We start from the raw sequence: 18,679 nt of genomic DNA on the forward strand, positions 1-18,679 counted from the left end.
GTCGGCGATCACCGGGACGTGGGGATTAGCCTGAGAGGATGACCCAGACCATCCACGCCCGCGCCGCCCTCCTCGACATGGACGGCACCCTCGTCGACTCGACCGCCGTGGTGGAGCGGCTGTGGCTGGCCTGGGCGGAGCCGCACGGGATCGCCCCCGAGACGGTGCTGAGTGTGGTGCACGGACGTCAGGGTCACCAAAGCATGGCGATCATGCTGCCCGAGCGCGATCACGCGATCAACCTCCGCGAGAACGAGGTCATGCTCGCGAACGAGGCGTCCGACGTGGAAGGCGTCATCATGATCCCCGGCGCCGACGGTCTGCTCGATGCCCTGCAGCCCTTCGCCCACGCGATCGTGACCTCCGCCAACGTCGCCTTGATGACCGCGCGGATGCGTCAGGCCGGGCTGACCGTGCCCGCCCTCGCCGTGACGGCCGAGAACGTGTCCGCGTCGAAGCCCGACCCTGAGGGCTTCCTCCTCGCTGCGCGCACGCTGGGCGTCGACCCCGCGAACTGCCTCGTGTTCGAGGACTCCGGCGCCGGGATCCAGGCCGCCCACGCCGCGGGCATGCGAGTGATCGGAGTCGGCCCGCACGCCGCCGCCCATGCCCCGACCGCGCACGTGGACGACCTCACGCAGGTGTCGATCGCCGCCGTCGACGACGGCTTCGAGCTCCGGATCGGCTGAGCGGTCCGGAGCTCACACCCGGTCGCCTAGGCGGCGGAGCGGTGCGCCACCGGTCGCCGTCGCAGCGCGGGCTCGAGCACAGCGGGCGGGTTGTACTGCTGATCGAGGCGTCCGACATCGGTGCCGGGCGGGACGATCGCGTCGATCCGGTCGAGCACCTCGTCCGTGAGCGCGATGTCCACTCCCGCAAGCAGGTCGTCCAGCTGCTCCATCGACCGCGGGCCGATCAGCGCGCTCGTGACACCGGGATGCGCGATCGCGAACGCCATCGCGAGGTGGGTCATCCGGATGCCGGTCTCCTCGGAGAGCGCGACGATCTGCTCCACGGCGTCGATCCGCCGCTCGTCCTGGTTGTGCCGGAACATGGTCGCGCGAGCGAGATCGGTCTGCTGTCCCCTCCGGAACCGTCCGGTCAGCATGCCGCCGGCGAGAGGACTCCAGACGAGGGCGCCCATGCCGTAGCGCTGCGCGACGGGCAGCACTTCCCGTTCGATGCCACGGTTCAGGATCGAGTAGGTCGGCTGCTCGGTGCGGAAGCGCTCGAGGCCCCGACGCTCGGAGGTCCACTGCGCCTCGACCTGCATCGAGGCGGGGAAGTCCGAGCTTCCGATCGCCCGCACCTTGCCGCTACGGACCAGATCGGTCAACGCGGAGAGCGTCTCCTCGAGGTCGACGGTGTCGTCAGGACGGTGCGCCTGGTACAGGTCGATGTAGTCGGTCCCCAGCCGACGGAGCGAGTCCTCGACGGCGCGCATGATCCATCGGCGGGAGTTGCCGCGCCTGTTCGGGTCGGTGCCCATCGGTCCGTTGAACTTCGTGGCCAGGACCACGTCGTCGCGACGGCCGGCGAGCGCCTTGCCGATGAGCTCTTCGGAGCCGCCCTGCGAGTATCGGTCGGCCGTGTCGATGATGTTGATGCCCGCATCGATGGCTCGATGCACGATGCGGATGGAGTCCCGCTCGTCGCCGTTCCCGATGCTGCCGTCCGTGCCGAGCATCATGGCCCCGAGGGCGAACGGGCTCACCTGGATCCCGGTCCTGCCGAGGGTGCGGTAGTGCATGTCGTGTTCCTTCCATCGATGGCGCTCTGCTGTCCGGTGCCCTATCGTTGACCGAAGTGGAACGCCTTTCCGGAAGCATACGGAACAGTGTTCCGTTTATGCAACCCCCGGAGGATCCATGCGCGCCGACGCCCGCCGCAATGCCGACGCACTGACCGACGCCGCGCGCGAGGTCTTCGCCACGGAGGGGGTCGACGCGCCCGCGAGGCTGATCGCCGAGCGCGCAGGCGTCGGAGTGGGCACCCTGTACCGCCGCTTCCCGCAGCGGTCGGACCTCGTGGTCGCCGTCTTCCGGCATGCCGTCGATGCCACCGCGGCGGCCGCGGACGAGCTCGCCGCCGCGCACTCCCCGGATGACGCGCTCGCCCTGTGGCTGCAGCGCTTCACGCAGTTCGTCGCCACGAAGCGCGGGCTCGCTGCCGCGCTGCACTCCGGAGATCCCGCCTTCGAGGCACTGCCGTCGTACTTCACCGCCGAACTCGGCGGAGCGCTCGAACGTCTTCTCGACGCCGCAGCCGAGGCGGGGACGATCCGCCGCGACGTCGACGCGACGCAACTCCTGTACGCCGCAGCGAACCTCTGCCACTCCGCGGGGTCGGAGGAGCAGAGTCAGGTCCTGGTCGGGCTGCTCGTGGACGGTCTCCGCTACCGCGCAACGGCCGGGACCCGCCCCTGACGCACCCTCGGTCGGTCACATCCCGGCGTGGTCGAAGGCGATGGTCGGCACGTCGACGACGTGCGAACCGCCGTCCGCGACGATCACGGCACCGGTGATGTAAGACGACTCCCCTGACCCGAGGAAGCGCACAACCGAGGCGATCTCGGAGGGGCGCGCCGGGCGACGCAGCGGCACGTCGGCCGTGACGGTCGCATACGCCTCCTCACGGGAACCGAGCCCCGCGTGCGAGGCGAACTCGTCCATCTCGTCGTCGGCCATGGGCGTCTGCACCCAGCCGGGGCAGATCGCGTTCACCCGCACGCCGTGCCGGCCGTAGTCACGTGCCAACGTGCGGGTCAGACCGATCAGCGCATGCTTGCCCACCGTGTACCCGGCCACCGACGGGCCGGCGAACAGACCGGCGAGCGAGGAGACGATCACGATCTGCCCCTTCGCCTCGATCAGCGCAGGAAGGGCCTCGCGCGCCATCGTGAACGCCGTCGTGAGGTTCGCGCGGATCGCCGCCTCCCAGCTCGCATCGTCGGTGTCGCCGACCGGGGAGAACCCGTGGCCGCCGGCATTCGCGACGAGCACATCGATGCGACCGAAGCGCGCCAGCACCTCGGCGACAGCGGCCTGGGCCGACGCGGTGTCCGCGGCATCCGCGATGACGGGCATCGCACCCACCGCCCGCTCCACCTCGTGCAGCGGCTCCGCTCGCCGACCCACCACCACGACGTGGGCCCCCTCTGCCGCGTAGCGCTCGGCGATGGCCGCGCCGATGCCCGTGCCGCCTCCGGTGATGACGACGACGCGCCCTGAGACGCTCGATCCGACCGTGATTCCCATGTCTTCTCCTGTGTGGTGTTCGCTCGATGCGCGTGCGCGCGGTGGTCTGGTCCGATGCGTCCGTGTCAGGCGGGGAATCCCGAGCGGGCGGTGTAGCCGAAGTCGCTGATCAGCGTGGTGCCGTTCACCGCCGCGGCGTGAGGCGACAGCAGGTAGGCCACGTGGGCGGCCACCTCGTCCGCGGTCTGCACGGGGAACCCGGGATCGTCCAGAGCGGCCTCACCCAGATCGCCGCGACTCATCGGTGTGTCGACGATCGACGGGGCGATCGAGTTCACGCGGATCCCGGTGCCGAGGAGATCGACGGACAGGGCGCGGCCGAACTGGACGACCGCGGCCTTCGACGCGCAGTAGGGGACCATCCCTGGTGACGCGACGAGGGCCGAGTCGCTTGCGAGGAGGACGATGGATCCCCGATCCGCGATCCGCAGCGCGGGGAGCGCGTGCTTGAGCACCAGGAAGGGCCCTGTCACGTTGACGGCGAGCACGGTGTTCCACGCAGCGAGGTCGGTGTCCTCGATCGACGAGCCGACCGGGCCGGAGATGCCTGCGCAGCACACCACGTGATCCACCCCGCCGAGACCGTCGACCGCCCTGAGCACGCCGGCGCGCACCTGCTCTTCATCCGTCACGTCGGCGAGGACGAGAACCGCCTCCGCCGCTTCCGGAACCGCGTCCCGCACGAGCGCAGCGGTGCCCTCCAGAGCGGCGCTGTCGCGGTCGAGCAACGCCACCCGCATCCCCTCCTGCGCGAGCGCGCGGGCCGTGGCGCGCCCGATGCCGCTCCCGGCACCCGTGATCAGGGCCGTCCTGTCGTGCAGCTGCAGATCCATCTGTCCCTCGCAGGCCGTCCCTGCACCGGTGGTGCGGGAGAGGACGGCGGTGTCATCACGGTCATCCTGCTCCCCTGTTCCCGGCCGTTCGAAGGTTCGGGAGGAGGCTGTGCACGCTGGCACCATCGTCTTTCCCTCAGGGTCAAGCGCGTCGTCGACAGCACGAGCAGACTCGCTCTATCGACGATTCCCCTCGTCGTCGATGCCGTGTCCGCACGGCCGTCACCCAGCAAAGGAGCCGACGTGGCAGACCCGACATCCGCGTCCACGACGCATACGCACACCTCTCTCCGACCCGGAGCCCTCGGCGTCGCCGGGATCGTCTTCCTCGTCCTCGCCGCCGTCGCCCCGCTCACGGGCATCGTGGTGGTGGCCTCGCTCGCCATCGCGCTGGGCAACGGCGGTGGCACGCCCATGTCGTTCTTCCTGGTCGCGGCGATCCTGCTGCTGTTCGCGATCGGCTACGCCCAGATGTCGAAGCAGCTCGTGAACGCCGGAGGCTTCTACGCGTTCGTGGTGAAGGGCCTCGGTCGCACCGGTGGCCTCATCGCGGGTCTGATCGCCACCCTCGGCTACAACTTCTTCGTCGTCGGAACGATCGGCACCAGCGGCTTCTTCATGCAGACGATCATCCGCGACCTCACCGGCCTCGACGTGCACTGGCTCGTCTGGGGTCTGCTGTCCATCGTCGTCTGCTTCGTGCTGGCCCGGGTGGGTGTCGACTTCAGCTCGAAGATCCTGGGGGTCTGCCTCGTGCTCGAGGTGCTGATGCTCGTGGTGTTCGACATCTCCGTGCTCGTGCAGACGGGCTACGACGTGGCGGCGTTCAGCCCCGAGGCCGTGTTCTCCGGGTCGCTGCCCATCGGCCTGCTGCTGGCGGCGACCGGCTTCCTCGGCTTCGAGGCGACGGCGCTGTTCAGCGAGGAGGCCAAGCAGCCGCTGCGCACCATCCCGCGGGCGACCTACACCTCGATCATCGCGATCGGCGTGATCCTCGGTGTCACCACCTGGGCCGTCGTGAGCGCGACCGGTGTGGCGCAGGCCCAGGCCACCGCGCTCGAGCACCTGCCAACGGGCGACCTCATCTTCTCGCTGTCGCAGCAGTACCTGGGCGGCCCGCTCACGACCGTGATGATGATCCTGCTCCTGGTGAGCCTGTTCGCCGCCATGCTCGCCTTCCACAACTCGGCGACGCGCTACCTGTACTCGCTGGGGCGGGCCAGGATCCTCCCGCAGGCCCTCGCCCGCACGCGTGCCAACGGCGCGCCGCAGCTGGCCGGGATCGTGCAGGCCGGCTTCGCCGCGGTCGTCGCGGTGATCTTCGCCATCGCGGGAGCGGACCCGATCGTCACGCTCGTCCCCGCCATGCTCGGCTTCGGCACCCTGAGCGTGCTGATCCTGCAGGGACTCGCCGCGATCTCGATCGTCGTCTACTTCCGCCGCCGCCAGGACCCGCGCTGGTGGAGCACGTTCATCGCCCCCGGCATCGGCTTCCTCGGCATCGCGGCCATCTCCGTCCTCGCCGTCGTGAACTTCAACATCGTCGCCGGGTCGGAGGAGCTCGCCATCCGGCTGATGCCGCTGCTGCTGGTGGTCGCCCTGATCGGCGGCATCGGCTACGGGGCCTACCTGAAGCGCGCCAGACCGGCCGTCTACGAAGGCCTCGCCACCGACCTGGAGCAGTTCAGCGACCGCTGACCGCCCCCAGACCATCCATCGAAGGAGATCGCATGACCACTCTGAATCCCGCCGACACCTCGACCTGGCTGCCCCTGGAGGGACTGGCACCCGGCTTCGACGCCAACAAGGCCCCGCACTCGACCGCGCTGAGCGGCACCGAGGTCACCGTCGTCGACGGTCGCGGCACCCGCATCGTGCATCGCTTCGCCGACTCGACCGTCTCGTGGGAGTACCAGCCGGGAGCGGAGGACGACACCGAGGCTGCGGCGGACACCGACGACTACGAGGCCTTCGAGGTCGACGAACAGCTCTACTTCGTGCAGTTCCACCACCGCTACCTGCCGCACGAGGCCGTCTCGCTCATCCTCGACCTGCGACAGGGCCGCGCTCTGGCCGTGATCTCCGAGATCCTGCCGGCACCGGAGCAGGGCCGCACCCGCGTGCAGCACCATTTCGCCCCCGGGGCGATCGAGGGCATCGAGCAGAGCGGCGAAGAGGCCGCTCCCACGACGACCCTCATCGGTCGCAGGGTCGAGTGGGTGTACAGCGAAGAGCACGCGTACGAACACGTCTACCTGTCGTCGCACTGGTACTCGTGGCAGTGCCTCGCGGGACCGGAACGCGGCCTCGCCGACACGGATGAGAACAGCGTGTGGCAGATCCGCCCCGGCATCTACGTGTTCGCCTGGCGCGAGAAGGTCATCCCCTGCGCATCCGTGACGATCGCCGACCACCGCGACGTGAACGCGATCCGCTCCCACGGCGTGCTGTTCGGCCTCGACGAGAGCGGGGAGGTGCCGACGCACTTCACGTTCGGCGCCCACGGACGACTGCTCTCCACGACGCTGCACGCGCCGGAGCTCGAGCCCGCGACCTTCGGAGCCGTCTGACATGACCGACGTCGCCGACCTCATCGTCACCGGTTCCGCGATCCGCACGGCCGACCGCGCGAACCCGGTGGTCGAGGCCTTCGCCGTGCGCGACGGCAGGATCATCGCGGTCGGAGCGCGCTCGGACATCGAAGCGCTCCGGGGTCGCAGGACCCGTCTGCTCGAGGTCGGCGACGCGGCCGTGTACCCCGGTTTCGTCGATGTGCACAACCACCACGCGCTCGCCGGGCGCACGGACCTGTTCGAGTTGTCGCTCGCGCCGTCGCTGAGTCTCGATGAGGTGCTCGACCGCGTGCGGGAGAAGGCCGCGGAGCTGCCGCAGGACGCCTGGATCGTCGGCGGCGCGGTGGCGACCACCCTGCTGCCCTCCCTCGCGAACACCGCGAGCCGACGCCGCCTGGACGAGGCGAGCGGCGGGCGCCCGGTGATGCTCATGGAGGATTCCCGCCACAACCGCTGGGTGAGCAGTCGGGCGCTGGAGCTCGCGGGCATCACGGCGGAGCACGTCCCCGAGTCGGGGGTGACCCTGCTCGACCCTGACGACGGCACACCCTCCGGCGTCCTGCTCGAAGCCGCGGGGATCCCGGTGCAGGAGGCGTACGACCGCACGGGCGGGCTCACACCGCAGCAGCACGCCGCGGCCTCCCGACGAGGTGTCGAGATCCTCAACTCCTACGGCGTGACGGCGTTCCAGGATGCAGGGGTCTCGGTGGACATCCTCCGCGCGCTCTCCGACCTCGACCGCGCGGACGACCTGCGCGCCTGGGTCGTGTCATCGCTGCTGATCAACGACGAGATCTTCGGGTTCGACCCGATCGGCGCTCCCCTGCTCGACCGGGGCGAGGAGTTCCGCACCCCGCACCATCGGCCCGATTTCGTCAAGATCTTCCTCGACGGCGTTCCGCCGGCCCGGACCGCCGCCTTCCTCGACCCGTACCCCGCCGACCCGGTGCACGGCGCACACTTCCACGGCGAGACGACCATGACCCTCGACGAGCTCACGAGGTGGCTGCGCGCCGTGGCCGAGCGTGGCCTCGGCGCCAAGGTGCACTGCACGGGGGACGGCTCCGCCCGACTGGTCCTCGACGCCGCGGAGCAGCTGCGCGCAGCAGGCTTCACCACGCCCGTGCAGATCGCGCACGGGCAGTTCCTCGCCGAGTCCGACGTCCCTCGGCTGGCGGAGCTGAACGTCTCGGCCGACATCTCCCCGTTCATCTGGTACCCCGGGGTGATCCCGCAGGCGCTGGCCGACGTGCTCGGTGATCGGGCGGAGCACTCGCAGCCCAACCGCTCTCTCCTCGATGCCGGGGCGCTCGTGGCCGGCGGATCCGACTGGCCGGTGAGCGATTCCCCGAACACGCTGGAGGGGCTGCAGGGCCTGGTGACCAGAGCCGATCCGCTCGGCCGCGCACCGGGACGTCTCTGGCCCGAACAGGCGATCACGGCGCAGGAGGCGCTGGAGGTCTTCACGATCAACGCGGCGACCGCAATGGGCCTCGGAAACGAGACCGGATCCCTCTCCCCCGGCAAATCGGCCGACTTCGTGGTGCTGGCACGCGATGCGATCGCCGGGCCCGCCGACGAGATCGTGCACACCTCGATCGAGTCGACGTGGTTCGCCGGTCGCCGTGTGCACGGGGACTGACCCGCGGATGCGGCGGTCGCGCCGATACGATGAGGCGATGCGACGCTTCCCCTCCTCCGTGTACGGCGTCGGAGAAGAGCCCGACCCGCGGTTCTCGCTCGCCAACGAGCGCACGTTCCTGGCGTGGACCAGGACTGCTCTCGCGCTGATCGCCGGGGGCGTCGCGCTCGAGGTGCTCGGCCTGGATCTGCATCCGGGGTTCCGCCTCGCGGCCTCGCTGCTGCTGATGGCGACCGGTACCGTGGTCGCGCCTCTCGCGTGGTGGGAGTGGATGCGGGCGGAACGCGCGATGCGGCAGTCACGGCCGCTGCCCGGCGCGCTGTCCGCCGTGCTGCTGGCGGCGGTGGTCGTGACGGTCGGGCTGCTGGTGCTCGCCGGCGTGCTGTGGCGTTGATCGGTCAGCGCGGATGATGCGACGTGCCATCGAACCGCAACGACGGTACGACCCCGGACTGCAACCGGAGCGCACCGAACTCGCCTGGCGACGCACCGCCCTCGCGATCGCGATCGGCTCGCTGCTGTCGCTGCGGGTCTTCCCGCTCGTCCTGCCGCCCGTGTTCGGGGCCTGGGGCATCGCACCAGGCGTGATCGGCGTCGGCACCGCATGCGTGCTCTGGATCGCCGCACGACGACGACAGCGCCGCACGACCGCCGTGCTCACAGAGACGGCGGCGGGGCCCCTTCCCGGTGGTTCGCTCCTGCTCGCGCTCACCGTGTTCGGGACCGGCTTCGGCGTGATCGCGGTGGTCCTCGTCGTCGTCGCACAGCTCGCGATGTGACTGGTCGGCACCGACGCCCCCTCAGACGTCGGTGCCGACCGGACCCAGTGCCAGCCGGACCCGGTGCCAGCCGGACCCGGTGCCGACCTCAGTCGGCGACCGTCAGCACGGCGCGTCCCACCGCGCGCAGCACAGTGGCATCGTGCACGGAACGGGCACCCGGCACGTAGCGCACGCGCTGCAGCGAACCGCCGCGGAACGGATACGACCGGTGCTCTTCGTGCAGCTCCCAGTCGACGGGGCCACCGAAGTCGTAGCCGACGCTGATGCCCGTGAAGGGCGACATCCCGATCAGCATGGACACGTCGTCGATCCGGGCGTCGTCTCGCCCGTCGACCTCGACGCTCGCGCTCCAGCGCAGACCGGGCTGTTCGTCCATGCGCACCACGAGGCGATGCGGACCGGCGCCGAGCAGGGAACCTCGCGCGCGGTGCATGCGTCCGTACGCGTTGTACACGAGCAGCGGGGCGCCGCGGTCGAGCGCGAGCAGGTAGCCGCCGCCCTGGTCGCCGTGCGCCACGATCACCCCTGCGGCGTCGTGGCCGGCCTCGAGATCCACCTCGATCCGGAACGAGCGCAGCACCGTCAGCTTCGCCGCACGGAATCTCTCCAGCGGCGGGCGGAACGGGATCAGGTCGACCGGTGCCGACAACGGCTCCTCGGTGTCGGGTCGCACCCGGAACAGCGCACCCTCGTCGTCCAGCGGGAACACTGTGTTCCGCCATGCCTCGGCATGCCAACGATCTGCGAGTGCGGCGACGACCTCCGGGTGGGCATGCGCGACGTCGACGGTCTCCGTGGGATCGAGCTCCAGGTCGTACAGTTCCCAGCTCCCGCCTGCCGGTCCTTCGGCCGGTGTGGGGGTCACGGTCGAGAGCGCCTTCCAGCGGCCGTCCACGATCGCTCGCCGCCCCACGCACTCGAAGTACTGCACCTCACGCCCGTCCGCGCGAGGGTTCGCGAGCACATCCACGATGCTGCCGCCGTCCATGTCGAGCGCGGGCACGCCGTTGCGTTCGGCCAGGGCAGGCACCCCGCAGAGTTCCAGCAGCGTGGGCGCGAGGTCGGACACGAACACGAACTGGTCGCGCAGCCCGCCGCGCATCGGTGCATCGGGCCAGGACACGAGCAGAGGCGCGTGCACTCCCCCCTCGTAGGTGGTGGCCTTGAACGAGCGGAACGGGGTGTTGGACACCCGCGCCCACCCTGTGGGGTACTGCCCGAACAGGCGCGGCCCGCCGATGTCGTCCACGTCGCGCGGCACGTCGGTGACCCAGTCCTCGGGCATGCCGCCGTGGCTGCCGAACTGCGCGAAGTAGCTCCGCGTGCCGGTCGGACCGCCCTCCGCCGTCCCCCCGTTATCGCTGGCGATCACCACGATGGTGTTCTCGCGCTCCCCGCTGCGTTCGAGTCGATCGAGCAGGCGACCGACGCTCTGGTCGATCTCGTCCACGGCCGCCGCGTACACCTCCATGTGCCTCGCGAACAGGCGCCGGTCCTCTTCGGCGAGGTCGTCCCAGGCGGGGATCTGCGCACCGTCGGCTATCGCGTCCGTCGGCAGGTCGGCATGCGCCGGCACGATGCCCCGTTCGCGCTGCCGAGCGAATCGCTCCTCGCGCATCCGGTTCCACCCGGCCTCGTACCGACCGCGGTACTTCGCGATGTCGATGTCCTTCGCCTGGATGGGGCCGTGCACCGAGGTGTGCGCGTAATAGAGGAAGAACGGCTTGTCGGGGTCGTTCACGCGCAGATCGTCGATCATGCCGATCGCCCTGTCCGTGAGCTCGTCCGTCAGGAAGAAGCCGTCGGGGTACTCATGCAGATCGACCACTGCGTTGTCCTGCACGAGCCGGTGCGGGTGATGCAGCGAGGTGAAGCCGTCCATGCTGCCGAAGTACCTGTCGAAGCCGCGCTGCAACGGCCACGTGCGACGGTCGGCTCCGTCGTGCAGGCTCGACTCCAGGGTCAGGTGCCACTTGCCGACCATGAACGTCGCGTATCCCCCTGCCCGCAGCGACTCGGCGAGGGTCGGGGCGTCGGCGGGCAGCTCGCAGCTGAACCCCGGGTAACCGGGATCGACGTGCGCCACGAAGCCGAAGCCCGCACGGTGGGGGTTCAGGCCCGTGAGCAGGGCGGCGCGGGCCGGGGAGCACATCGGAGCGGTGCGGTAGTTCGTGAAGACCCAGCCGTCGGCGGCCAGCGCGTCGATGCGCGGGGTGTCGATCTCGCTGCCGAAGGGCCCGAGGTCGCTGAAGCCCAGATCGTCGATCAGCATCACGATCACGTTCGGAGCCCCCACTCTCGCGCGGCGAGGCTCCGGCCACCAGGGCTCGGAGGACGAGGTGAACTCCTCGGCGCGGCCCTGGAACCGTTCGTATCCACGGGCTTCGTACGACACGGACATTCAGCCCGCCTTCCGGATGAGCTCGAAGATGCGGGTGCGCAGCTCGGCGAACACCGGGAGGGCTCGTGTCGTGAGCTGATCACGATGACCGCTGAAGTCGATCTCGATGATCTCGGTGACCTTCGCGGGGCGTTCGCCGAGCACCACCACACGGTCGGAGAGGTAGACCGCCTCATCGATGTCATGGGTGACGACGACGATCGTCATCCCGAACTGCTCGCGGATGCGCAGGCACAGGTCCTCCAGCTCGAAGCGCGTCTGCGCGTCGACCGAGGCGAAGGGCTCGTCCATCACGAGCACTTCCGGCCGGTAGGCGATCGCCCGCGCGATCGCGACGCGCTGCTGCATGCCGCCGGACAGCTGCCAGGGGAACTTGGACTCCGCACCGGACAGTCCGACGGCGGAGAGGGCGGCGGCGATGCGCTCCTCGCGCTCCGCGGCGGGCAGGCGCAGATGCTTCAACGGCAGGCGCACGTTCTTCTCGACCGTGAGCCACGGCATCAGCGACCGGGTGTACTCCTGGAACACGAGCGCCATCTCCTCGGGAGGGCCGTCGATGGGGGTCCCGTCGATGGCCGCGCTCCCGGCGGTGATGCTCTGCAGCCCGGTGAGGCACTTCAACAGGGTGGTCTTGCCGATGCCGGAGGGACCGACGATGCAGCACACCTCCCCGGCGTGCACGTCGAAGGTGAGGTCGGCGATCACGGGCACAGGACCCGCCTTCGTCTCGTACGACTTCGCGAGGCCCTGCACGCTCAGGCGCACCGGCGCGGTGACGGTGGTGGTGGTCATGCGTTCTTCTCCTGTTGCTGGGAGGCGATGTACCAGCGCAGCACGCGGCGCCGGAAGAGGGTGAACACGGCGGTCGTGGTGTATCCGATGACGCCGAGGACGAGGATCCCGGCCCACATGTCCGGGATGGCGAAGGACTGCTGCGCGAGCAGGGTCGCCGCTCCGAGCCCGGTCGAGGAGCCGAGCATCTCGCTCGCGATCATGACGACGAACGCCGTGATCAGACTGACCTGCATCCCGGAGAGGATGCGGGGACTCGCAGCGGGGAGCATCACGGAGAACAGCCGCTCGCCGGCGCTCAGCCGGTACACGCGGCTCACCATCTCGAGTGTGGGCTCGCCGGCGCGGACGCCGTCGATCGTCGAGATCAGGATGGGGAACACCGCGGCCAGGGTGATGGAGAGGATGCGCGTCTCGGTGCCGAAACCGATGAGCGAGACGAAGATCGGCACCAGTGCGACCGGCGGGATCGCACGGAAGAAGTGGATGGTCGGCTCGGCGAACCAGCTCAGCGGACGGACGAGGCCAAGCAGCAGCCCCACGAGCACACCGATCACGGTCGCCAGCAGGAAGGACACCACCAGGTTGCCCACGGACGAGGCGATGTCGAGCAGGAAGGCGGGCGTCTGCGCGAGCTGCCAGAGCCGTTGCAGGATCGTCTGCAGCGGCGGGAAGAACGCGTTGGTCGACCCGGCCGAGGCGAACCACCACAGCGCCAGCAGCGCGACGGGCACCGCGATCTCGGCACCGAGCAGAACGCCGCGCGGGAGTCCGTCCTGGCCGCGTCGTCGAGCGAGCCTGGTTCGGGTCTGGATCGACGAGGTGAGGGTCATCACACGACCTGCTTCCGGTATTGCGGATGCCAGTGCAGGAGCGTGCGCTCGCCCCACTGGCTGAGTCCCTGAATCAACAGGCCGAGCACACCGAGGATCAGCACGTACGCGAAGAGCTGCGCCTGGTTGCCGGTGATCTGCGACAGCAGCAGGCTCTGGCCGAGACCCGGCCCTCCCCCGAGGAGTCCTGCCACCACCGCGACCACGAGCGATGTCGGTGCGGCGACCCGCACGGCCGTGCCGATGTAGGGCAGCGCGCTCGGGAGCACGATCCGGCCGAGGATCTCGGCTCTTCCCATGCCGTACGAGCGTCCGGTGGCCCTGGCGACCGGATCGGTGTCGAAGACGCCGGCCGAGGCCTGCACCGCGATCGCGATGAAGCAGCCGAAGAACACCAGGAAGATGCCCATGCTCGCCGTCGGCCCCATGACCAGCACGACGACGGGCAGGATCACGATCGGCGGGATGGGTTTCAGGAACTCCAGCGGCACCCGCGTCGCGTGCATCGCGAGCGGGGACGTGCCGATCGCGACGCCAAGGGAGACACCGACGACGATCGCCAAGACGAGTCCGACGAGGGCCATCGTGAGCGTGTCACCGAGGGCCGTCCACGTCGCAGGGGTTCCGAGCAGACGGATCGCCTCGCCGATCGCGGCCGTGGCTGCCGGCAGCGGTGACCCGGCGAGCGGCCCGGCGGTCGCCGACCATTCCCAGAGCGCGAGCGCCGAGACGACGCCGGCTGCTCCGATGAGCGGCGGGAGGAGAGAAGAGCGGTTCATGAGCATCATCCGGCGGCGAGGACGATGCCTTCGAGGTCGACCGGAGCCGCGAGGAAGCCGAGGGCGACGAGCTTGTCGTTCACGCGTTCGAGATCCACGGGCGCCACCTCGGCCGGCCAGAACGGCAGCTTGACGTCGTCGACCGTCAGCGTCGAGCCTGTGGCGTCGATCCCGGCCTGGATCGCGTCCTCCGGGTGCTCGTTCGCGTAGGCGTTGCTCTTGGCGACGGCGCGCTGGAAGGCGGCGATGGCATCGGCCTTCGCCGCGATCGTGCTCTCCCCCGCGGTCCACAGCCCCACGGCGCCCTCCTCGAAGAAACCGACGGACGGCGAGTCGAGCTGCACCGCACCCGCCGCATCCGCCTCCGCGGTGAAGGGACTGACGAGACCCGCCGCATCGACCGTGCCGCTCTGCAGCGCGGCGACCGCCGAGGTGAAGTCCAAGACGACCCATTCCACCGAGCCGGGGTCGACGCCGGCACGGTCGAGGGCATCGGAGATGACGACTTCGAGCTGCGCCTTGCGCGCGGGGATGGCGATGGTCGCCCCCTTCAGGTCCGCGACCGAGGAGATGCCGCTGGCGGCGGAGGCGAACAGACCGGTGTCGTCGACGGTCGCGGGGTCTTCGGCGTCAGCCGCTCCGGCGACGAATCCGTCCGCCGGTGCGACGACCTTCAGCGGGACGCCGCTGCTGAGTGCGTTCAGCAGCGGGATGCTGGGGGCGTACGCGATGTCGACCTGTCCGCCCTGCGCAGCGGCGAGTCCGGCCGGCGGGTTGGCGACCACCGAGGTCTCCAGCTTCAGCCCCTCCTCCTCGAAGAAGCCCTGCTCCTGTCCCCGTATCAGCGCCCCGTCGGAGACGAGGCCGATGGTCGCGACCTTGAGCGTCGTCAGCTCGCCGTCGCCGCCGGAGGAGGACGCGGGGGCGGAGGTGCAGGCTGCGAGCGCGAGCGTCCCGGCCACCACGAGGGCGCCGGAGGCGCGACGTGCGAGTCTTGTGACGTTCATGAGAACTCCTCTTCGAGTTAGTCACCGGTTGGTGATTTTAAAGATCGTAGTCGCGCTTAGTACTTTGTTGATTACGATCGGGTTACATTAGTCACCGTTTGGTGACTAAAAACAGCAAATGAAGAATCGTGGATGTGAGAGTGCAGGACCGGAGAGGGGGGCGCGATGCCCAAGATCGTCGACCATGAGGAACGCAGGACCCACATCGCCGATGCGGCGACACAGGTGATCATCCGCGTCGGTTTCGACAACCTCACGATGCGCGAGATCGCCACGGAGGCCGGCTACGCGCATGGAGCGATCGCCCGGTACTTCCCCGACAAGAGGAGCGTCCTCACGGCGGCGTTCCTCCGTCTGTACTCGCTCGCCAACGACCGCATCCACGCCCGCATCGAGGGCGTCCGAGGACTCGAGGCTCTGGAGCGGATGTGCAGGGAGATCCTCCCCTACAGCCCGAACGGCCCGCTGTACGCCAAGGTGGTCATCGCGTTCTGGGATCACGCGTCGCAGGACGACGAGGTCACCAGGATCCACCGCGTGAACAACCTGCACTGGCGGGACCTGTTCCGCCAGTGTCTGATCGAGGCCAGGGACGACGGCGAGCTCGCCGACGGCATCGACATCGAGACCGCGGTGAACGAGATCGCGTCGCGCAATGCGGGGTGGCAGATGATCTCGGTGCTGATGCCGGACTCGGCGGGCGACGGGCGGCTGAACGACGGCCTCGACGCGCTGCTGTCGACGCTCCGTCGCCCCTCCGTCCCGCCCGCCCGCTGATCGCATCCGTCGTCCTGCCTTCAGCCTGCGAGGATGAACCGCGCGCCGCGTTCGCCGATCATGGCCGCAGGCGCGTTGGTGTTGCCGGTGGGCACGGTCGGCATGACGGAGGCGTCGACCACACGCAGCCCGTCGATCCCGCGTACCCGGAGCTGCGGATCGACCACGGACTCCTGGTCGCTGCCCATGCGGCAGGTGCCGACCTGGTGGTGGTAGGTGATGGCCGTGCGGCGCACCCAGTCCTCCACATCGTCGTCCGTCACGTCCGGCCCGGGGTACACCTCCACCGCTCCCCACTCCTCGGCGAGCGCAGGCTGTGCGCCGATGCGGCGGCACTGGCGTACGGAGGCGGCGAGGGCGTCGGCATCGCGCTGATCCTCCAGTGCCGCCAGGTCGATGTGCGGCAGGTCGTCGAGGCCGGGACCGGTGAGGCGCAGCTCGCCGCGGCTGTACGGCGTCACCAGGCCCGCCATGAGCGTGAACCCGTCGTCGCCCCGCGGTTCCAGGTCGCCCCACATCGGCACGGAGAAGTGGATGGGCTGCGTGTCCGGCTGCGTGAGGCCGTCGCGGCTGCGCCAGAACAGGTGGCTCTGCGTGACGGACACCCCCGACTGCGGCGGGCCGATGGGCTTCTTCTCGGTCGCGAAGATCACCGGGGAGAGGAGGTGGTCGTGCAGGTTCTTGCCCACAGCGGAGGCGTCGTGCACGACGGGGATGCCGAGCGCACTCAGCTCGTCGGCGGGACCGATGCCCGAGCGCAGCAGGATGACGGGCGTGCCGAGCGCTCCCGCCGACAGGACGATCTCGTCCGCGAACACTTCCTCGGTCTCATCGCCCTCCCCCAGCCGGATGCCGACCGCGCGCCCGTCGCGCACGATCACGGAGTGGACGGCGCGGCCGGTGAGGATCGTCATCCGGTCGGCGACGGGCTGCGCGTAGGCCGTCCAGGTGTTGACCCGACGGCCGTCCTTGATCGTGACCTGCTCCTGTGAGACCCCGTCGAGCGTGCCCCCGTTGTAGTTCGGGTTGCGCGGCAGCCCCTCCTCGACGGCGGCGTCGATGATCGAAGCCTGGATGGGCGAGAGCGCATAATCGTCGGTCACGGGCAGCAGGTCGTTCTCGATCGCGTCGTAGATCGGCTCGACCTCGGCCCAGCCCCATCCCGTCGCGCCGGCGGCCTCCCACGCGTCGTAGTCGGAGGCCGCGCCGCGCACCCAGATCATGGCGTTCAGCGCGTGCGAGCCGCCGGTGACCTTGCCGCGAGGGAGATGCAGACGTCGACCGGCCGCGTGCGGCTGCGGCACGGTGAAGAAGTCCCAGTCCTCGGCGGAGTGCCAGAGCTCCCCCGCCCGCGACGGGTCGTGGATGGCCGGGTTCGTGTCGTAGCCGCCGGCCTCGACGAGCGTGACGGCGACCCCGGCGTCGGCGAGACGCCGGGCGACGATGGCGCCCGAGGTGCCGGCCCCGACGACGATGGCGGAGCGCACCGCGCCGCTGTTCGCCGCGGTCACGCTCAGGCCTTCCGGCCCGGTCCGGAGACGACCTGGGTGACGGCGACGGACTTGAGTCCCTCGACGCCGAACTCCAGCCCGTAGCCCGAGCTCTTCACACCGCCGAACGGCACCATGGGGTGCAGCCCACCGTGCGAGTTGATCCACACCGTGCCGGACTGCATGCGCGCAGCGACGGCGCGGGCCTCCTCCGGGTCGCTGGCCCACACCGAGGCGCCAAGGCCCACGTCGAGGGCGTTCGCGAGCGTGAAGGCCTCGTCGACGTCGCTGTAGCGGATGACGGGGAGTGCGGGACCGAACTGCTCCTCCTGCACCAGCGCCGCATCGTTGTCGATGTCGGCGACGATGGTGGGCCGGTAGAACAGCTCGCCGAGGTCGGATGCCGGCTCGCCGCCGGTGACGATCCGGGCACCGCGGCTCTTCGCATCGTCGACCAGGCGGCTGACGATGTCGAACTGCGGCCGGTTCTGCAGCGGTCCGAGCACATTGCCCTCGTCGAGTCCGTTGCCCATCGGCACCTGCTCGGCGATCGCGGCGAGTGCGTCCACGACCTCGTCGTAGACGGAGTCGTGCACGTAGAGGCGCTTCATGGCTGCGCAGGTCTGTCCGGTGTTGATGAACGCCCCCCAGAAGAGGTCTTCGGCGATGGCCGACGCGTCCGTGCCGGGAAGCACAATGCCCGCGTCGTTGCCGCCCAGCTCCAGCGTGAGGCGGGCGAGGTTGCCTGCGGAGCTCTCGATGATGCGGCGACCGGTCGCTGTCGAGCCGGTGAACATGATCTTGGCGATGTCGGGGTGTGACGCGAGGCGAGCGCCCACCTCACGGTCTCCGGAGACGCCGAGCAGCACATTCTCCGGCAGCACCTCGTTCATCACCGCGATCATCGCGAGCACGCTCAGCGGGGTGTACTCGCTGGGCTTCGCGACGACCGTGTTGCCCATCCGCAGCGACGGCCCGATCTGCCAGATCGTGATCATGAGCGGCCAGTTCCACGGCCCGATGGCTCCGACGACACCAGCCGCCTTGTAGACGAGCTCGGCGTGCAGCGTCTCGTCGTCGACGAGCACCTGCGACTCGAGCACGGTGCTGGCATTGGTGCGCAGCCATGCCGAGCAGGCACCGAGCTCGAACCGCGCGTTCGGGCCGTTGAGCGGCTTCCCCTGCTCGCGCGACAGGAGGTAGGCCAGACCCTCGGCGTTCGCATCGATCGCGTCGGCCGCGGCCAGGAGCAGTTCGCTCCGTTTCTCGTGACCGAGCGCCTCCCACGCGGGCTGCGCAGCCTTCGCACGGGCGATCGCGTCGTCGAGGTCGTCCACGGCGGCGACGGGTGCACGGCCGATGACCTCGCGGGTCGCAGCATCGGGGATCTCACGGCCCTCGCCTTCCGGCGCCTGGATGCGGTCGAGCAGCGCGGCGGCTGCGGAAGCTGCGGAATCGGACATCGGTGTCTCTCCTTCGAGCGTGGCGCTGACCGATGGCGGAGTGGCCGCCG

General features: G+C 69.8%; 18 protein-coding genes. 8 read left to right on the forward strand and 10 right to left on the reverse strand.

The genetic code is table 11. The features are described from left to right. Window positions 1-38 precede the first annotated feature (38 nt). Window positions 39-689, forward strand: a complete 651-nt coding sequence (locus ILP86_RS17685) for an HAD-IA family hydrolase (RefSeq protein WP_193762555.1) — start codon at window positions 39-41, stop codon at window positions 687-689. A 26-nt stretch (window positions 690-715) separates the two neighbouring features. On the opposite strand, the gene ILP86_RS17690 is transcribed toward ILP86_RS17685, so the two are convergent. Continuing rightward, on the reverse strand, window positions 716-1,750 hold the full coding sequence (locus tag ILP86_RS17690) for an aldo/keto reductase (RefSeq protein ID WP_058632459.1): 1,035 nt from the start codon (window positions 1,748-1,750) through the stop codon (window positions 716-718). 118 nt (window positions 1,751-1,868) lie between these two features. Here ILP86_RS17690 and ILP86_RS17695 point away from each other — a divergent pair, with 118 nt between their 5' ends. Next, window positions 1,869-2,426, forward strand: coding sequence for a TetR/AcrR family transcriptional regulator (locus ILP86_RS17695; RefSeq protein ID WP_127011930.1), 558 nt, complete (start codon window positions 1,869-1,871; stop codon window positions 2,424-2,426). A gap of 15 nt (window positions 2,427-2,441) precedes the next feature. Here ILP86_RS17695 and ILP86_RS17700 read toward each other — a convergent pair whose 3' ends face one another. Together ILP86_RS17700 and ILP86_RS17705 are read right to left on the reverse strand one after the other, a co-directional pair. Continuing rightward, window positions 2,442-3,257 (reverse strand): SDR family NAD(P)-dependent oxidoreductase, encoded by an 816-nt coding sequence (locus tag ILP86_RS17700; RefSeq protein WP_193762556.1) that lies wholly within the window; start codon window positions 3,255-3,257, stop codon window positions 2,442-2,444. A gap of 65 nt (window positions 3,258-3,322) precedes the next feature. Continuing rightward, complete coding sequence (locus tag ILP86_RS17705; RefSeq protein ID WP_227751371.1) at window positions 3,323-4,216, reverse strand: SDR family NAD(P)-dependent oxidoreductase; 894 nt, start codon at window positions 4,214-4,216, stop codon at window positions 3,323-3,325. A gap of 117 nt (window positions 4,217-4,333) precedes the next feature. Here ILP86_RS17705 and ILP86_RS17710 point away from each other — a divergent pair, with 117 nt between their 5' ends. Genes ILP86_RS17710 through ILP86_RS17730 form a run of 5 tightly spaced genes read left to right on the forward strand, consistent with a single transcriptional unit; the run spans window position 4,334 to window position 9,084 of the window. Further along, window positions 4,334-5,788, forward strand: a complete 1,455-nt coding sequence (locus ILP86_RS17710) for an APC family permease (RefSeq protein WP_046748886.1) — start codon at window positions 4,334-4,336, stop codon at window positions 5,786-5,788. 32 nt (window positions 5,789-5,820) lie between these two features. Beyond that, window positions 5,821-6,660 carry a molybdenum cofactor biosynthesis F family protein gene (locus tag ILP86_RS17715; RefSeq protein WP_193762557.1) on the forward strand — a complete coding sequence of 280 codons (840 nt, stop codon included), beginning with the start codon at window positions 5,821-5,823 and terminating at the stop codon, window positions 6,658-6,660. A 1-nt stretch (window position 6,661) separates the two neighbouring features. Beyond that, window positions 6,662-8,305, forward strand: coding sequence for an amidohydrolase (locus ILP86_RS17720; RefSeq protein ID WP_141370193.1), 1,644 nt, complete (start codon window positions 6,662-6,664; stop codon window positions 8,303-8,305). Window positions 8,306-8,342: 37 nt separating this feature from the next. After that, the gene (locus ILP86_RS17725; RefSeq protein ID WP_058632465.1) at window positions 8,343-8,699 is read left to right on the forward strand and encodes a YidH family protein; all 357 of its coding nucleotides are present in this window, start codon (window positions 8,343-8,345) and stop codon (window positions 8,697-8,699) included. Between the two features lie 13 nt (window positions 8,700-8,712). Continuing rightward, window positions 8,713-9,084, forward strand: a complete 372-nt coding sequence (locus ILP86_RS17730) for a DUF202 domain-containing protein (protein WP_227751372.1) — start codon at window positions 8,713-8,715, stop codon at window positions 9,082-9,084. Between the two features lie 88 nt (window positions 9,085-9,172). Here ILP86_RS17730 and ILP86_RS17735 read toward each other — a convergent pair whose 3' ends face one another. Genes ILP86_RS17735 through ILP86_RS17755 form a run of 5 tightly spaced genes read right to left on the reverse strand, consistent with a single transcriptional unit; the run spans window position 9,173 to window position 14,899 of the window. After that, window positions 9,173-11,488, reverse strand: coding sequence for an arylsulfatase (locus ILP86_RS17735; protein WP_193762558.1), 2,316 nt, complete (start codon window positions 11,486-11,488; stop codon window positions 9,173-9,175). Further along, the gene (locus tag ILP86_RS17740; protein WP_141370197.1) at window positions 11,489-12,280 is read right to left on the reverse strand and encodes an ABC transporter ATP-binding protein; all 792 of its coding nucleotides are present in this window, start codon (window positions 12,278-12,280) and stop codon (window positions 11,489-11,491) included. It lies immediately after the preceding gene. Next, a complete protein-coding gene (locus ILP86_RS17745; RefSeq protein WP_193762559.1) occupies window positions 12,277-13,113 on the reverse strand; it encodes an ABC transporter permease in 837 nt (278 codons plus the stop codon). Before ILP86_RS17745 ends, ILP86_RS17740 begins: the two co-directional genes overlap by 4 nt. Continuing rightward, window positions 13,113-13,892, reverse strand: a complete 780-nt coding sequence (locus ILP86_RS17750; protein ID WP_193762560.1) for an ABC transporter permease — start codon at window positions 13,890-13,892, stop codon at window positions 13,113-13,115. Before ILP86_RS17750 ends, ILP86_RS17745 begins: the two co-directional genes overlap by 1 nt. A gap of 5 nt (window positions 13,893-13,897) precedes the next feature. Continuing rightward, on the reverse strand, window positions 13,898-14,899 hold the full coding sequence (locus tag ILP86_RS17755) for an ABC transporter substrate-binding protein (RefSeq protein ID WP_193762561.1): 1,002 nt from the start codon (window positions 14,897-14,899) through the stop codon (window positions 13,898-13,900). A gap of 165 nt (window positions 14,900-15,064) precedes the next feature. On the opposite strand from ILP86_RS17755, the gene ILP86_RS17760 reads away from it, so the two are divergent. Further along, a complete protein-coding gene (locus ILP86_RS17760; RefSeq protein ID WP_046748880.1) occupies window positions 15,065-15,676 on the forward strand; it encodes a TetR/AcrR family transcriptional regulator in 612 nt (203 codons plus the stop codon). Window positions 15,677-15,696: 20 nt separating this feature from the next. Here ILP86_RS17760 and ILP86_RS17765 read toward each other — a convergent pair whose 3' ends face one another. Continuing rightward, window positions 15,697-17,187, reverse strand: coding sequence for a GMC family oxidoreductase (locus tag ILP86_RS17765; protein WP_082738570.1), 1,491 nt, complete (start codon window positions 17,185-17,187; stop codon window positions 15,697-15,699). Window positions 17,188-17,189: 2 nt separating this feature from the next. After that, window positions 17,190-18,629 carry an aldehyde dehydrogenase family protein gene (locus ILP86_RS17770; protein WP_141370205.1) on the reverse strand — a complete coding sequence of 480 codons (1,440 nt, stop codon included), beginning with the start codon at window positions 18,627-18,629 and terminating at the stop codon, window positions 17,190-17,192. Window positions 18,630-18,679: the final 50 nt, after the last annotated feature.

It is taken from the genome of Microbacterium sp. R1 (assembly GCF_015159725.1).
Lineage (GTDB): Bacteria > Actinomycetota > Actinomycetes > Actinomycetales > Microbacteriaceae > Microbacterium > Microbacterium oxydans.

Bases quoted from the DNA above. Each gene is read 5' to 3' on its own strand.
- ILP86_RS17770 (WP_141370205.1), bottom strand. From the start codon at position 18,629: ATGTCCGATTCCGCAGCTTCCGCAGCCGCCGCGCTGCTCGACCGCATC.
- ILP86_RS17705 (WP_227751371.1), bottom strand. From the start codon at position 4,216: ATGGTGCCAGCGTGCACAGCCTCCTCCCGAACCTTCGAACGGCCGGGA.
- ILP86_RS17760 (WP_046748880.1), top strand. From the start codon at position 15,065: ATGCCCAAGATCGTCGACCATGAGGAACGCAGGACCCACATCGCCGAT.
- ILP86_RS17685 (WP_193762555.1), top strand. From the start codon at position 39: ATGACCCAGACCATCCACGCCCGCGCCGCCCTCCTCGACATGGACGGC.
- ILP86_RS17755 (WP_193762561.1), bottom strand. From the start codon at position 14,899: ATGAACGTCACAAGACTCGCACGTCGCGCCTCCGGCGCCCTCGTGGTG.
- ILP86_RS17745 (WP_193762559.1), bottom strand. From the start codon at position 13,113: ATGACCCTCACCTCGTCGATCCAGACCCGAACCAGGCTCGCTCGACGA.
- ILP86_RS17700 (WP_193762556.1), bottom strand. From the start codon at position 3,257: ATGGGAATCACGGTCGGATCGAGCGTCTCAGGGCGCGTCGTCGTCATC.
- ILP86_RS17730 (WP_227751372.1), top strand. From the start codon at position 8,713: ATGATGCGACGTGCCATCGAACCGCAACGACGGTACGACCCCGGACTG.
- ILP86_RS17750 (WP_193762560.1), bottom strand. From the start codon at position 13,892: ATGAACCGCTCTTCTCTCCTCCCGCCGCTCATCGGAGCAGCCGGCGTC.
- ILP86_RS17735 (WP_193762558.1), bottom strand. From the start codon at position 11,488: ATGTCCGTGTCGTACGAAGCCCGTGGATACGAACGGTTCCAGGGCCGC.
- ILP86_RS17740 (WP_141370197.1), bottom strand. From the start codon at position 12,280: ATGACCACCACCACCGTCACCGCGCCGGTGCGCCTGAGCGTGCAGGGC.
- ILP86_RS17695 (WP_127011930.1), top strand. From the start codon at position 1,869: ATGCGCGCCGACGCCCGCCGCAATGCCGACGCACTGACCGACGCCGCG.
- ILP86_RS17715 (WP_193762557.1), top strand. From the start codon at position 5,821: ATGACCACTCTGAATCCCGCCGACACCTCGACCTGGCTGCCCCTGGAG.
- ILP86_RS17690 (WP_058632459.1), bottom strand. From the start codon at position 1,750: ATGCACTACCGCACCCTCGGCAGGACCGGGATCCAGGTGAGCCCGTTC.
- ILP86_RS17720 (WP_141370193.1), top strand. From the start codon at position 6,662: ATGACCGACGTCGCCGACCTCATCGTCACCGGTTCCGCGATCCGCACG.
- ILP86_RS17725 (WP_058632465.1), top strand. From the start codon at position 8,343: ATGCGACGCTTCCCCTCCTCCGTGTACGGCGTCGGAGAAGAGCCCGAC.